Raw genomic sequence first — 12,644 nt, forward strand, 5'->3', positions numbered from 1 at the left:
CGGTCATCGTACGCCGGGCCGGACCAGGCCCGACTCGTAGGCCGCGATGACCAGTTGGGCCCGGTCGCGGGCGGCGAGCTTCTGCAGCAGCCGGCCGATGTGGGTCTTCGCGGTGGACAGGCTGACGTGCAGCTCGGCGGCGATCTCCTCGTTGGAGAAGCCCAGCCCGACCAGTGCCAGCACCTCCCGCTCCCGCTCGGTCGCCCCCGCCAGGGCCGCCGGGGCGGGCAGCGCGGACGGCTCCGGGCGGCGGGTGTACTCCTCGATCAGCCGGCGGGTCACCCGGGGCGCGAGCAGCGCCTCCCCCGCGGCCACCACCCGGACCGCGTCCAGCAGTTCGGCCGGGCGGGTGTCCTTGAGCAGGAACCCGGCGGCGCCCGCGCGCAGCGCCGCGAAGGCGTAGTCGTCCAGGTCGAAGGTGGTCAGCACCAGCACCCGGACGCCCGCCAGGGCCGGGTCGGCGGTGAGCTGCCGGGTGGCCTCGATGCCGTCCAGCCGGGGCATCCGGATGTCCATCAGCACCACGTCCGGCCGCTCCCGGCGGGCGAGTTCGAGGGCCTCGGCGCCGTCCGCGGCCTCGCCGACCGCGGCCAGGTCGGGCGCGGAGTCCACCAGCAGCCGGAAGCTGCCGCGCACCAGCGCCTGGTCGTCCGCCACCAGCACCCGGATCATCCGGCCACCACCAGCGGGAACACCGCAGACACCTCGAAGCCCCGCCCGGCGGGCCCCCGCCCGGCCCGGAACCGGCCGCCGTGCACGGCGACCCGCTCGCGCATCCCGGCCAGGCCGTGCCCGCTGCCGCCTGCGTGCGGCGGCCCGCCGCGGCCCTCGTCGGTGACGGTCAGTTCCAGCGCCTCCGGCCGGTAGTCGAGCCGGACCCGGCAGCGGTCGGTGGCGGCGTGGCGGACCACGTTGGTGACCGCCTCCTGCACCACCCGGTAGCCGGCCAGCTCCAGCCCCGGCGGCAACTCGGCCTGCTCGCCGACCAGTTGGACCTCCACCCGGACGCCCGCGGCGGCCGCCCGGCGCACCACCCCGTCCAGGTCGGACAGCCGCGGCGCGGGCAGCCGCTCCCCGTCCCCGCCGGTGCGCAGCACGCCCAGCAGGGCCCGCATCTCGTTCAGCGCGGTGCGGCTGGTCTCCTCGATCGAGGCCAGGGCCAGCCGGGCCTGCTCGGGCTGCTCGGCCGCGACGTGGTTGGCGACGCCCGCCTGCACGGCGATCACTCCGAGGCTGTGCGCGACCACGTCGTGCAGTTCGCGGGCGATCAGCAGCCGCTCCTCGCGCTCCCGGGACGCGGCGTGCTCGATCCGGCGGCGGCGGCGCTCGTCCACCGCCCAGCCCGCCGTCCAGCCGGTGGCCAGGAACAGGCAGGCCGTCAGGACCGCGCCCGGGCCGCCGAAGCCGGGGTGCGGCCAGAACCAGCCCAGCATCCCGGACAGGCACAGCGCCGCCACCAGCAGGGCCAGCGCCAGCAGCTGCCCGGCCCGGCGGCGCGGCACCGCCCCCGGCAGCCGGTACAGCACCACCGCGACCGCCACCCACGGCGCGGGCGAGGACGCCACGCCGACGCTCAGCGCCGCCGGGCCCAGCACCGCGAGCAGCACCCCGGCGGGCCGGAGCCGGGCGAGCGGCGCGGCCAGCGCGGCCAGCGCCACCATCGCCAGGTCCGCCGGGCGCGGGCCCGGGAGCACCGCCGCGAGGGCGACCCGCTGCGGGTGCCCGGACGTCGCGTTCCAGACCGGGAGCAGGGGCAGTGAGGTCAGGACGGCGGCGGCGGCCGCGTCCACGGCGGCCCGCGACCGTGGGCCGAGCGGCCGGTGCAAGTCCATGCCCGCCACGCTAGCGGCCGGGCGGGGGCGGGCGGATCGGACCTGGGGACGACGGCGGACGTCGTACCTGGGAGCGACCACCGGGGGCTCGGGGGACGGCGGGGCCGGGTCCGCCGGTGGTTCGCTGCCGGTGCGGGCATCGGCTTCCGGTTCCGGCAAGGGCCCGCGGCAGCCCCGGCGTTCGAGGGGCTCCGGCCGCCGGCGGCACGGACCCGCCGTTCCCCGGGCGCCCTCCTGCTGGAGTACCGCTCCGGGCGTGGTCCCAGGTCCGACGCGGTGCGGCGGGGCCCGGGGCCAGGGTGGTGGGTGTTCGCAGGACGTGACGGAGGAGGGGTCGTGATCGAGGCTCGGGGTGTGGGGCGGCGCTACCGGAGGCGGTGGGCACTGCGGGAGTGCACGTTGGAGGTGCCGGCGGGGCGAACGGTGGGGCTGGTGGGGCCGAACGGGGCCGGGAAGAGCACGCTGCTGCACCTGGTGACGGGGCTGCTGCCGCCGAGCGCGGGCGAGTTGCGGGTGTGGGGCGCCCGGCCGGGGTCCGGGCCGCAGTGGCCGGCCCGGGTGGGGTTCGTGGGGCAGGACGCGCCGGTGCACCGGGGGTTGACGGTGGCGGAGCACCTGGTGTTCGGCCGCCGGGCCAACCGCCGGTGGGACGACGGCTGGGCGCGGCGGCGGGTGGCGGAGCTGGGACTGGACCCGGGGCAGCGGGCGGACCGGCTGTCGGGGGGCCAGCGGGCGCAGCTCGCGCTGACCCTGGCGCTGGCGAAGCGGCCGGACCTGCTGGTGCTGGACGAGCCGGTGGCGGCGCTGGACCCGCTGGCCCGGCGGGAGTTCCTGGACCGGCTGGCGGAGGCCCGGGCCGAGCACGGCCCGAGCGTGCTGCTGTCCTCGCACCTGATCGGCGACCTGGCCCGGGACTGCGACCACCTGATCGTGCTGGGCCGGGGCCGGGTCCGGTCGGCGGGCCCGCTGGCGGAGCTGCTGGCCGGCCCGGACGGGCGGGTGCGGGACTTGGAGGAGGTGGTCCTGGAGCAGTTGCAGCAGGACCGCGACGAGCGGGCGGAGGAGCTGTCGTGAGCTGGCTGACCTGGCGTCAGTACCGGGCGCAGGCGTGGTGCGCGCTGGCCGCGCTGGCGGTCGTCGCGGCCCTGTACGGCGCGACCGGGCCCCGGTTGGCGGGCCTGTACGACTCCAGCGGCCTGCCGGGGTGCGCCCGGACGGGGGCGGGCTGCGAGCGGGCGCAGTCGGCGTTCGCGGCGGCGGTGGACGGGGACGGGCTGCTCACCGGCCTGTTCTGGCTGGGGCTGGTGCTGCTGCTGGTGCTGCCCGCGGGGGCGGGGATGTTCGCGGGGGTGCCGCTGGTGGCGCGCGACCTGGAGTCGGGGGCGTTCCGGCTGTCGTGGACGCAGGGGGTGTCCCGGACGCGCTGGCTGCTGGTGCGGCTGGCGCTGGTGGGCGCGGCGGTGGCGGGACTGGCGGGGCTGCTGTCGTGGGCGGTGTCCTGGTGGGCGGCGCCGCTGGACCGGGCGCAGGCGCTGCCGGGGGCGGGGGACGGCGCGCTGCCGGGCCGGTTCGGGCCGCTGGTGTTCGCGGCGCACGGGATCGTCCCGGTGGGGTGGGCGCTGTTCGGGTTCGCGGCGGGGGTGGCGGCGGGGTTGCTGCTGCGCCGTCAGGTCGCGGCGATGGCGGTGGTGCTGGGGGTGCTGGTGGCCGTCCAGGTGCTGGTGCCGCTGCTGGTGCGCCCGCACCTGGCGGCGCCGGCCCGGGTGGAGGGGGCGTTGGTGCTGGAGCCGGAGCGGGGGACGATCCGGATCACGGGGGACGAGCTGTACGCGTCGGTGCCGGTGTCGCTGCCGGGGGCGTGGGTGCTGTCGGTGCGCGCGGTGGATCCGGCGGGGCGGACGTTCACCGGGCCGGTGCCCGCGGCGTGCCACCAGGACCTGGACTCGGTCGCGGCGTGCCGGGGGGCGATCAACGCGATGGGGCTGGTGCAGCGCGTCGAGTACCAGCCGGCCCGCCGCTACTGGCCGTTCCAGTGGGCGGAGGCGGGGGTGCTGGTGCTGCTGTCGGGTGCGGTGGCGGCGGGCTGCGCGGTGCGGCTGCGGCGCGGCGTCACCGGCGGCTGATCCGGCGGGGGCCGGTCAGTGGCCGGTCCAGCCGAACCAGGTGAAGTGGTTGAGCGGCCAGACGACGGCGGTGGTGGGGCCGACCAGGTCGGCGACGGGGACCGCGCCGCCGTCCGGGCCGTCGCGGTGGTAGCGGGAGTCGGCGGAGTCGCTGCGGTGGTCGCCCTCGACCCAGACGTGGCCGGCCGGGACGGTGAGCGGGCCGAAGTCGATGCCGGAGCAGGAGTCGTCGCCGGGGTGCAGGTAGGGCTCGGCGACGGGCTGCCCGTCGACGGTGAGGGTGGTGCCGTGGCAGGCGACGCTCTGGCCGCCGGTGGCGATGACCCGCTTGACCAGGTAGTCGTCGCCGGGCGGGAGCAGGCCGACGGCGCTGAGGCCGGAGTGCACGGTGCGGGTGAAGGCGTTGCCGCTCTGCGGGGCGGGCGGCAGCCAGCCGCCGGGGTCCTTGAACACCACGGGTTCGCCGGGCTCCGGTTTCCAGCCGGTGAGGGTGGCGAACTTGTTGACCGCGACCCGGTCGCCGACCTGGAGGGTGTTCTCCATCGAGCCGGACGGGATGGAGAACATCTGGAACAGGCAGGTCTTGATCAGCACGGCGACGACCAGGCCGATCACGATCATCACGGGCAGTTCCACGTACCAGGGCCGCCGCTTGCGCGGACGCCGTTCCTGGGTGGGCCCCTCGGTCACCGCCACCGACACCGACACCGCCTCCTTGGCAAGGACTGCACGCTAACCCGTGCCCGGGGCAGGGCGAAATCCGGCCCTTACCCGGAGCAGACAACCGCCGTGCGGGCGGCTCAGGCCTCGTTGGCGATGGCCTCGTGGTGGCGGATCACCTCGGCGATGATGAAGTTGAGGAACTTCTCGGCGAACACCGGGTCGAGGTTGGCGCTGAGGGCGAGTTCGCGCAGGCGCTTGATCTGGCGGCGCTCGCGGGCCGGGTCGGCGGGGGGCAGCTGGTGCTCGGCCTTGAGCCGGCCGACCTGCTGGGTGGCCTTGAAGCGCTCGGCGAGCATGTGGACGACGGCGGCGTCGATGTTGTCGATGGACTCGCGCAGGCGGGTCAGCTCGGCCCGCACGGCGTCGTCGATCCCCGCCGGGGAGGGAGTGGGCTGGTCCGTCATGTGGGGTGGCTCCGATGCGGGATTTCGGGTGGGCGCTCGGGCGCGGCGGACGGCCAATCTAACAGGGCGGGCCGGGCCCGTCCGCCCTGATCACCCGCCCGTTCCGGCATGTGGGACGGCGTTCGGGACGGCCGGCCGCTCCGCGCGGCGTTCGGCCTCCGGAGCGCGGTGCGGGCCGTAGGCTGGGCGGGCCTCGGCCGGAAGTCCGGCCGCGGGCACAGCAGTTCGACAGCTGTCCGCTTCTCATGGGAGGTACCTGATCGTGGCGACGACCCGCACCGCGCACACCGAGTGGGAGGGCAACCTGCTCGACGGCAAGGGCCTGGTGACCCTCGACTCCTCCGGCGTCGGCGAGTTCCCGGTGTCCTGGCCGTCCCGGGCCGAGGCGGCGAACGGCAAGACCAGCCCGGAGGAGCTGATCGCGGCCGCCCACTCGTCCTGCTTCTCGATGGCGCTCTCGCACGGCCTGACCGGCGCCGGCACCCCGCCCACCAAGCTGGAGACCAAGGCGGACGTGACCTTCCAGCCGGGCACCGGCATCACCGGCATCCACCTGACCGTGGTCGGCACCGTCCCGGGCCTGGACGAGGCGGGCTTCGTGAAGGCCGCCGAGGACGCGAAGGCCAACTGCCCGGTGAGCCAGGCGCTGTCCGGCACCACCATCACGCTCTCCGCCGCCCTGGCCTGACCGTCCGGCACCCCCGCGCCCGCCCGCCCGCGCCGTCACGGTCCGTGCGCGCGGGCGCACTCCCCGGCCCCCGCCCGCGCGGCGGCGGCCGGCCCGCCGGCGCGCTCCGGCGGCGATCCGCGCGCCTCGCACAGAATGTAACGGGCAGCTCGGGACAAGCCTCGCCAATCACCCTGGCGGCGGTCGCGGACAGTTACACCGGCGGCCTATGATCGGCGGGCGTGGCCCGAGGCCGCCGACCGCTCCCCGCCCACCGGGCCGGGGCCGCGGGCGGGCGCGGGCCGCCTGGCCGGTCGCCGTCCGTGAGGAGCGTCCGGCGCGACCAGTGGCAGCAGCGGACGGGAGCGTGCCGTGCCGGGCCGGAACGTCGGGGCCGACGCACACCATCGGGGTGGGCGGCCCGAAGCGCCGCGCCCGGGTACCGGAGCCGGGGCGTGCACCGCCTGCGGGGCCCCGCCGGACACCGAGGCCGAGCGGCTGGCCGCCGCCCTGCGGGCCAGCGAGTCGCGGTTCCGGGCCGCGTTCTCGGACGCCGGGATCGGCATGGCGCTGATCGACTCCGACGACCTGCTGATCGAGGGCAACCCGGTGTTCGCGGCGATGCTGGGCCGCGAGGTGGCCGAGCTCCCCGGCATGCACATCCACCAGGTCATCGAGCCGGAGGAGCCGTCCCGCAGCCGCTACCGCGAGCTGGTGCGCGGCGAGCGCAACCGGATGCGCGCCGAGAAGCGGCTCAAGCACCGCGGCGGGCGGGAGGTCTGGGGCCGGGTCACCGTCTCGCTGATCCGCGACGGCGCGGGCGACCCGTACTACACGATGGTGATGGTCGAGGACGTCACCGAGCGCCGCCAGCTCGGCGACCGGCTCGCCTACCAGGCGCTGCACGACCCGCTGACCAGGCTGCCGAACCGGACGCTGTTCTACGAGCGGCTGGAGGCCGCGTTCAAGCCGGACGGCCGGGGCGGACCGGGCGCGGACGGCGAGCGGCGGATCGGGCTGTGCTACGTCGACCTGGACGGCTTCGCCGCCATCAACGAGACCCTCGGCCACCACATCGGCGACCAGCTGCTGGTGGCGGTCGCCGCCCGGCTGGAGCACGGGTTCGCCCGGGACGGGCGGCAGTTGGTGGCCCGGCTGGGCGGCGACGAGTTCGCCGTGCTGGTCACCGGCAGCGCCGGCCACCAGCAGCTGACCCGGCTGGCCGCCGACCTGATGGAGGCCTTGGAGCGGCCCTTCGAGGTGGCCGGGCACCGGCTGACCGTCACCGCCTCGATCGGCGTGGTGGAGCGCCCCGTGCACGGCTCCACGCCCACCGACCTGGTCCGGGACGCCGACTCCACGCTGTACTGGTCGAAGTCCGACGGCCGCGCCCGCTGGACGCTGTACGACCGCGACCGGGGCGCCGACCAGCTCGCCCGGCACCTGCTGGCGACCGAGCTGCGCCCGGCCGTGGAGCGCGGCGAGTTCACCGTCGAGTACCAGCCGCTGGTGGCGCTGGCCGACGGCGCGGTGCGCGGCGCGGAGGCGCTGGTGCGCTGGAACCACCCCCGGTACGGGCTGCTGCCGCCGGACCGGTTCATCCCGCTCGCCGAGGAGTCCGGGGCGATCGTGGCGCTGGGCAAGTGGGTGCTGGAGGAGTCCTGCCGGCAGGCCCGGCAGTGGCTGGACGGGTTCCCCGGGCAGCCGGTGCTGGTCAGCGTCAACCTGGCGCCCCGCCAGATCTGGGACTCCGACGTGGTCGCGGACGTCGCCGAGGTGCTGGAGCGCACCGGGCTGCCCGCCGCGCTGCTCCAGCTGGAGATCACCGAGAGCGCGCTGCTCGGCCCCGGCGGCCGCCCGCTGCAGTCCCTGCAGGCGCTGGCCGACATGGGCGTGCGGATCGCCATCGACGACTTCGGCACCGGCTACTCCAACCTCGCCTACCTGTCCCGGCTGCCGGTGCACGCGCTCAAGCTGGACGCCACCTTCATCGAGGCGTTCCGCGAGTCCGCGCCCGGCGCCGACGGCCGGCGGCGGGCCGCCGACGAGCAGATCGTCGGCGCCATGGTGCAGCTCGCGCACGCCCTGGGCCTGACCGTCACCGCCGAGGGCATCGAGCACGCCGCCCAGGCCGAGCGGCTGCGCCAGACCGGCTGCGACACCGCGCAGGGCTGGTACTACGCCCGCCCTGGCGGTCCCGAGGCGATCGCGGCGATACTCCGTGACCGGTCGCGGTGACGGCCGCGGTCTTCCGGTGCGGAGGGGAGCAGGACGATGGGACGCGTGGACGCGGTGCTGGGCGGGGTGGCGGTGGTCGCCGAGACCCCGCTGACGGGCGGGCTGTACAACGCCGCCCGGCTGCTCGAACTGGCCGACGGGCGGCGGCTGGTGCTCAAGTGCGCCCCGCCGCCCGGCACCCCCGGGCTGGCGCACGAGCGCGGCCTGCTGGGCACCGAGCGGCTGTTCCACGCGCTGGCCGCGGACGCCGGGCTGGCCGTCCCGCAGGTGCTGCACCACGACCCGGACGGGGACGCCGACAGCCGCGAGTGGCTGCTGCTCGGCTACGTCGAGGGCCGCACCTGGGACAGCCTGCGCGAGCAGCTCTCCGCCGCCGACCGGGCCGGGCTGCGCCGCACCCTGGGCGCCTGGGCCGCCGGGGTGGCCCGGGCCACCGGGGAGCGCTACGGCTACCCGCAGCCCGAGGCCGGGCTGTCGGCCGGTGACTGGCCGGCCGCGTTCGCCGCGATGCTCGGCGCGCTGCTCGCCGACGCCGACCGCTACGGCGTCGAACTGCCCGCCCCGGCCGAGGAGTTGCGCGCTCTGCCGGAGCGGTTCGGGGCCGCGCTGGCCGAGGTCCGCCGCCCCGCCCTGGTGCACTTCGACGCCTGGGAGGGGAACCTGCTGCTCACCCCCGGCCCGGACGGCGGCTGGGAGCTGACCGGCGTGATCGACGGCGAGCGGGCCTTCTTCGGCGACCCGCTCGCCGAACTGGTCGGCCTCGACCCGCTGGGCGCCGCCGAGCGGGACGAGGACTTCGTGGCCGGCTACCGCTCGGTCGACCCGGCCTTCGCGGTGGACGACGCCGGGCGGGCCCGGCTCGCGCTGTACCGGATCTACCTGGCGCTGGTCATGCGGACCGAGGCCGCGCCCCGGGCGTACACCGGCGACTTCGCCGACTGGGTGCGGACCTGGTCGGCGGAGCGGGTCGCCGAGCAGCTGGCCGTGCTCGACGCGATCAGCCGGTGAGGCCGTACGCCTCGGCGATCAGGCCGTAGGACTCCAGCCGGTTCCGGTGCCCGTGGATGTGCGAGGTGACCATCAGCTCGTCCGCCCCGGTGCGCCGCCGCAGTGCCTCCAGGCCCTCGGCGACCTCGGCCGGGGTGCCGAGCACCACGTTCGCCAGCCAGGAGTCGAGGAAGTCCTCCTCGGCGAGGGTGTAGGGGTGCGCGGCGGCCTCCTCCGGCGTCGGGATCGGGCCCGGCCGGCCCTGGCGCAGCCGCAGCATGCCCAGCCCGGCCGAGCGGGCCAGCCACAGCGCCCGCTCCCGGCTCTCCGCGGCCACCGCGCTGACCCCGATCAGCGCGTACGGCTTCTCCAGCACCTCGGACGGGGTGAAGCCGTCCCGGTACAGGTCGAGCGCCGGGACGGTGTTGGCGGCGCTGAAGTGGTGCGCGAACGCGAACGGGTACCCGAGCCGGGCGGCCAGCTGGGCGCTGAAGCCGGACGAGCCGAGCAGCCACACCGGCGGGCGGGAGGCCGAGCGCGGCACCGCCTCCAGCCGGGCGTACGGGTGGCCGGGCGGGAAGTCGCCGTCCAGGAAGTGGGTGAGCTCGGCGAGCTGGCGCGGGAAGTCGTCGGCGCCGTCGGCCAGGCCGCGGCGCAGCGCCCGGGCGGTGGCCTGGTCGGTGCCAGGGGCGCGGCCCAGGCCGAGGTCGATCCGGCCCGGGTGCAGGGCCTCCAGCAGGCCGAACTGCTCGGCGATCGCCAGCGGGGCGTGGTTGGGCAGCATCACGCCGCCGGAGCCCAGGCGCAGCGTCGTGGTGTGGGCGCCGAGGTGGGCGAGCAGCACGGCGGGCACCGAGGAGGCGACGCCGGGCATGCCGTGGTGCTCGGCCACCCAGAACCGGTGGTAGCCCCAGCCCTCGGCGGCCCGGGCCAGTTCGGTGGTGGCGGCGAGCGCCTCGCCCGCGGTGTGGCCGGAGCCGACGGTGGCGAGGTCCAGGATGGAGAGCGGGGCGGGGGCGCGGCCGGCGGTCCGGCCGCGGACCGGGTCCACGGCGGCGGCGCTCTCGGGTGCAGTCTCGGGGGCGGTCGGCTCCGGTGCGGTGCTCATGCGGTGCGTCCTCCTGGTGCCCCGGCCGGGTGCCCGGGCGTTCGTCGGAGCACAACCCGTCCGGCGGCCGGGCTGTTCCCGCCCCGGCGGGGGCGCCGGGGCGCGGCGGCTGACGGTCCGCCAGCAGGCCACGCTGCGTGGCGACTTCACGCCACAGCGAGAAGTCGCCAGGTCCGCGGGCCCGTTCGGGGGTGCGGATGGGGCAGTCTGGAGACCGGCGCGGAACACGTACCGGTTCCGCGCGCCAGCGACAGATCGACGGGCTCGACCAGCGTCGTTCGATCCCACGAGCCCCCGGAGCGGCACCCCGCCCGGGGGCTCTCGCCGTGCCCGGGGCCGTGTGCGGTATGCCACACGGGGGTGCTTCATGCCATGAAATTTGCCCGCGCTAGCGTTGATCCCCGTTGCAGCTGCTCCCCCCGGGCGTGCTGGAGGGAGAGACACCGTGGATCTGGATGCCGTCATCGGCCCCGCCTGGTACTGCGCGCTGGCACTGGCGGCGGTCCTCGGCGACGCCTTCCTGCCGTTCCTGCCCAGCGGGACGCTGGTGATCCTCGCCGTGCTGAAGACCGCGCACGTGGACGGCTCGCCGCTGCTGCTGGGCGCGGGCGTGGCGGTCGCCTCCTTCCTGGGCGACCTGCTGCTGCTCCAGCTGGCCCGGCGCGGCGCGCCCGCGGTGCACCGCCGGCTGGCCCGGCGGCCGCGGCTGGCGGCGAGCGTCGAGCGGGTGCAGCGGGCGCTGACCGGGCGCACCACCAGCCGGGCGGCGGCGGCCATCGTGATCATCGCGCGCTTCGTGCCGGCCGGGCGGACCGTCCTGGACCTGGCGGTCGGGCACTCCGCGTACCGGCCCTGGACGTTCCTGCGCTGGTCGGCGGTGGCCGCCGTGGTGTGGGCGGCGTACATCGTCAGCCTCGGCTGGTTGAACCTGCACTGGTTCGACACCGCCTGGCTGAGCTTCGTGATCTCCTGCGCGGCGGCCACCGCGATCAGCTCGGTGGTGGTGCAACTCGTCCGGCGGCGGCGCCGGTTGGCGGCCCTGGTGGAGAGCGAGTAGCGGCCTCGACCTCGGGGTTGTCTGTCTCAGGACGGCAACAAGGCGGGCCGGCCGGGAGCCGGGCGGGCCCGGCCGGCGTGATGACCGGGTGAGGGTGGGCGGCGTTGGACCGGCCACCCCGGACATGCCATCCTTGGGTGGCGTTACCGTCAAATTGTCCGATTTTGCCAGAAGTTGACCTCCGGAGCCGCGTGTCGGCGTCCGGACCTTCTTTTGGCCGGGCCCACCGTGGCAGGGGAGACCATGAGCAGCATCTCGCGCAGGACAGTGCTGACCGCCACAGCGGCCACGGCGGCCCTCGGCGCCGTCGCGGCCTGTTCCAGCGGGGGCGGCGCGGCGAACCGTCCCGGCTCCGACGCGAAGACCGGGGGCGCCGCCGGCAGCGGCAGCCCGTCCGCCGTCAAGGGCACCCCGATCGGCGACGGCTCCACCGCCGACACCGGCACCCAGCCCCACCAGCCCGCCCCCGAGAAGCTCAAGCCGGGCGAGACCCCGCCGCAGTTCGTGGTCTTCTCCTGGGACGGCGCCGGCGCCACCGACGACGGGCAGTTCACCCGCTTCCTCAAGCTCGCCGAGGAGCACAAGGCGACGATGACCTTCTTCCTCTCCGGCATCTACACGCTGCCGAAGGAGAAGTCCTCGCTCTACCACCCGCCGCAGCACCCGGTCGGCGCCTCGGACATCCCGTTCCTGTCCGACAACGCCGTCCGCAACACCATCAAGCTGATCAGCCAGGCGTGGCTGGCCGGCCACGAGATCGGCACCCACTTCAACGGGCACTTCTGCTCCACCCGCTCGGACCACAACGGCGTCAACAAGTGGACGCCGGAGGACTGGGAGAGCGAGATCCAGCAGGCCGTCTCCTTCGTCACCAACTGGAGGACCAACACCGGCTTCACCGACGTCGACCCGCTGCCCTTCGACTACAAGAAGGAGCTGATCGGCGGCCGCACCCCCTGCCTGGAGGGCCAGAAGGCGCTGCTGCCGACCGCCGCCAAGCTGGGCTGGAAGTACGACGCCAGCTCCCCCGGCGGCCTGCAGATCTGGCCGCAGAAGGTCCAGGACGGCAAGATCTGGGACTTCCCGCTGCAGGGCATCCCGTTCCCCGGCCACAGCTTCCAGGTGCTGTCCATGGACTACAACATCCTGGCCAACCAGTCCGGCGGCTCCACCAAGGGCGACCCGTCGAAGTACGGGCAGTGGCGCGACCAGGCCCGCGACTCCTACCTGGCGGGCTTCAACCGGGCCTACACCACCAACCGCGCCCCGCTGTTCGTCGGCAACCACTTCGAGCAGTGGAACGGCGGCATCTACATGGACGCCGTCGAGGAGACCCTCAAGCAGATCGCCGACAAGCCCGACGTCCGGCTGGTCTCGTTCCGGCAGCTGGTCGACTGGCTGGAGGTCCAGGACCAGTCCACCCTCCGCAAGCTGCGCACCCTCAACGTCGGCCAGGCCCCGGCCGGCGGCTGGCAGGCCTTCCTGGGCGGGTAGCGCGCCCGCAC

At 75.8% G+C, this 12,644-nt stretch carries 12 protein-coding genes; 7 read left to right on the plus strand and 5 right to left on the minus strand.

Annotation, left to right across the window (positions count from 1 at the left end; all coding sequences use genetic code 11):
* Positions 1-3: 3 nt before the first annotated feature.
* Positions 4-672, minus strand: coding sequence for a response regulator transcription factor (locus IH44_RS0113920; protein ID WP_030459832.1), 669 nt, complete (start codon positions 670-672; stop codon positions 4-6).
* On the minus strand, positions 669-1,832 hold the full coding sequence (locus IH44_RS0113925; RefSeq protein ID WP_051816875.1) for a sensor histidine kinase: 1,164 nt from the start codon (positions 1,830-1,832) through the stop codon (positions 669-671). Before IH44_RS0113925 ends, IH44_RS0113920 begins: the two co-directional genes overlap by 4 nt.
* A 354-nt stretch (positions 1,833-2,186) precedes the next feature.
* Here IH44_RS0113925 and IH44_RS0113930 point away from each other — a divergent pair, with 354 nt between their 5' ends.
* Entirely contained in the window at positions 2,187-2,906 is a 720-nt protein-coding gene (locus tag IH44_RS0113930; protein ID WP_255358063.1) for an ABC transporter ATP-binding protein, read from the plus strand.
* Positions 2,903-3,955: an ABC transporter permease subunit gene (locus tag IH44_RS0113935; protein WP_030459835.1), complete on the plus strand. Its 1,053-nt coding sequence runs from the start codon at positions 2,903-2,905 to the stop codon at positions 3,953-3,955. The genes IH44_RS0113930 and IH44_RS0113935 overlap by 4 nt, the downstream gene beginning before the upstream one ends.
* Before the next feature lie 15 nt (positions 3,956-3,970).
* On the opposite strand, the gene lepB is transcribed toward IH44_RS0113935, so the two are convergent.
* A complete protein-coding gene (gene lepB / locus IH44_RS0113940; protein ID WP_107066527.1) occupies positions 3,971-4,657 on the minus strand; it encodes a signal peptidase I in 687 nt (228 codons plus the stop codon).
* A gap of 98 nt (positions 4,658-4,755) precedes the next feature.
* Entirely contained in the window at positions 4,756-5,082 is a 327-nt protein-coding gene (locus tag IH44_RS0113945) for a chorismate mutase (RefSeq protein WP_030459837.1), read from the minus strand.
* A gap of 262 nt (positions 5,083-5,344) precedes the next feature.
* On the opposite strand from IH44_RS0113945, the gene IH44_RS0113950 reads away from it, so the two are divergent.
* From IH44_RS0113950 to IH44_RS0113960, 3 genes are all read left to right on the plus strand, one after another.
* A complete protein-coding gene (locus tag IH44_RS0113950; RefSeq protein ID WP_030459838.1) occupies positions 5,345-5,770 on the plus strand; it encodes an OsmC family protein in 426 nt (141 codons plus the stop codon).
* A 351-nt stretch (positions 5,771-6,121) separates the two neighbouring features.
* Positions 6,122-7,987 carry a bifunctional diguanylate cyclase/phosphodiesterase gene (locus tag IH44_RS0113955; RefSeq protein WP_030459839.1) on the plus strand — a complete coding sequence of 622 codons (1,866 nt, stop codon included), beginning with the start codon at positions 6,122-6,124 and terminating at the stop codon, positions 7,985-7,987.
* Positions 7,988-8,023: 36 nt separating this feature from the next.
* Positions 8,024-8,995: a phosphotransferase family protein gene (locus IH44_RS0113960; protein WP_030459840.1), complete on the plus strand. Its 972-nt coding sequence runs from the start codon at positions 8,024-8,026 to the stop codon at positions 8,993-8,995.
* Here the strand turns inward: IH44_RS0113960 and IH44_RS0113965 are convergent.
* A complete protein-coding gene (locus IH44_RS0113965) occupies positions 8,985-10,082 on the minus strand; it encodes an LLM class flavin-dependent oxidoreductase (RefSeq protein WP_030459841.1) in 1,098 nt (365 codons plus the stop codon). The genes IH44_RS0113960 and IH44_RS0113965 overlap by 11 nt on opposite strands.
* A gap of 445 nt (positions 10,083-10,527) precedes the next feature.
* On the opposite strand from IH44_RS0113965, the gene IH44_RS0113970 reads away from it, so the two are divergent.
* A complete protein-coding gene (locus tag IH44_RS0113970; RefSeq protein ID WP_051816876.1) occupies positions 10,528-11,139 on the plus strand; it encodes a VTT domain-containing protein in 612 nt (203 codons plus the stop codon).
* A gap of 243 nt (positions 11,140-11,382) precedes the next feature.
* Positions 11,383-12,633, plus strand: coding sequence for a hypothetical protein (locus tag IH44_RS0113975; RefSeq protein WP_030459843.1), 1,251 nt, complete (start codon positions 11,383-11,385; stop codon positions 12,631-12,633).
* The last annotated feature ends 11 nt before the right edge of the window (positions 12,634-12,644 follow it).

This window comes from Kitasatospora sp. NRRL B-11411, assembly GCF_000721345.1.
GTDB lineage: Bacteria > Actinomycetota > Actinomycetes > Streptomycetales > Streptomycetaceae > Kitasatospora > Kitasatospora cineracea.

What these genes read in the sequence shown, in the direction of transcription:
- IH44_RS0113960 (WP_030459840.1), top strand. Translation starts at nt 8,024, where the DNA reads ATGGGACGCGTGGACGCGGTGCTGGGCGGGGTGGCGGTGGTCGCCGAG.
- IH44_RS0113920 (WP_030459832.1), bottom strand. Translation starts at nt 672, where the DNA reads ATGATCCGGGTGCTGGTGGCGGACGACCAGGCGCTGGTGCGCGGCAGC.
- IH44_RS0113975 (WP_030459843.1), top strand. Translation starts at nt 11,383, where the DNA reads ATGAGCAGCATCTCGCGCAGGACAGTGCTGACCGCCACAGCGGCCACG.
- IH44_RS0113945 (WP_030459837.1), bottom strand. Translation starts at nt 5,082, where the DNA reads ATGACGGACCAGCCCACTCCCTCCCCGGCGGGGATCGACGACGCCGTG.
- IH44_RS0113965 (WP_030459841.1), bottom strand. Translation starts at nt 10,082, where the DNA reads ATGAGCACCGCACCGGAGCCGACCGCCCCCGAGACTGCACCCGAGAGC.
- IH44_RS0113925 (WP_051816875.1), bottom strand. Translation starts at nt 1,832, where the DNA reads ATGGACTTGCACCGGCCGCTCGGCCCACGGTCGCGGGCCGCCGTGGAC.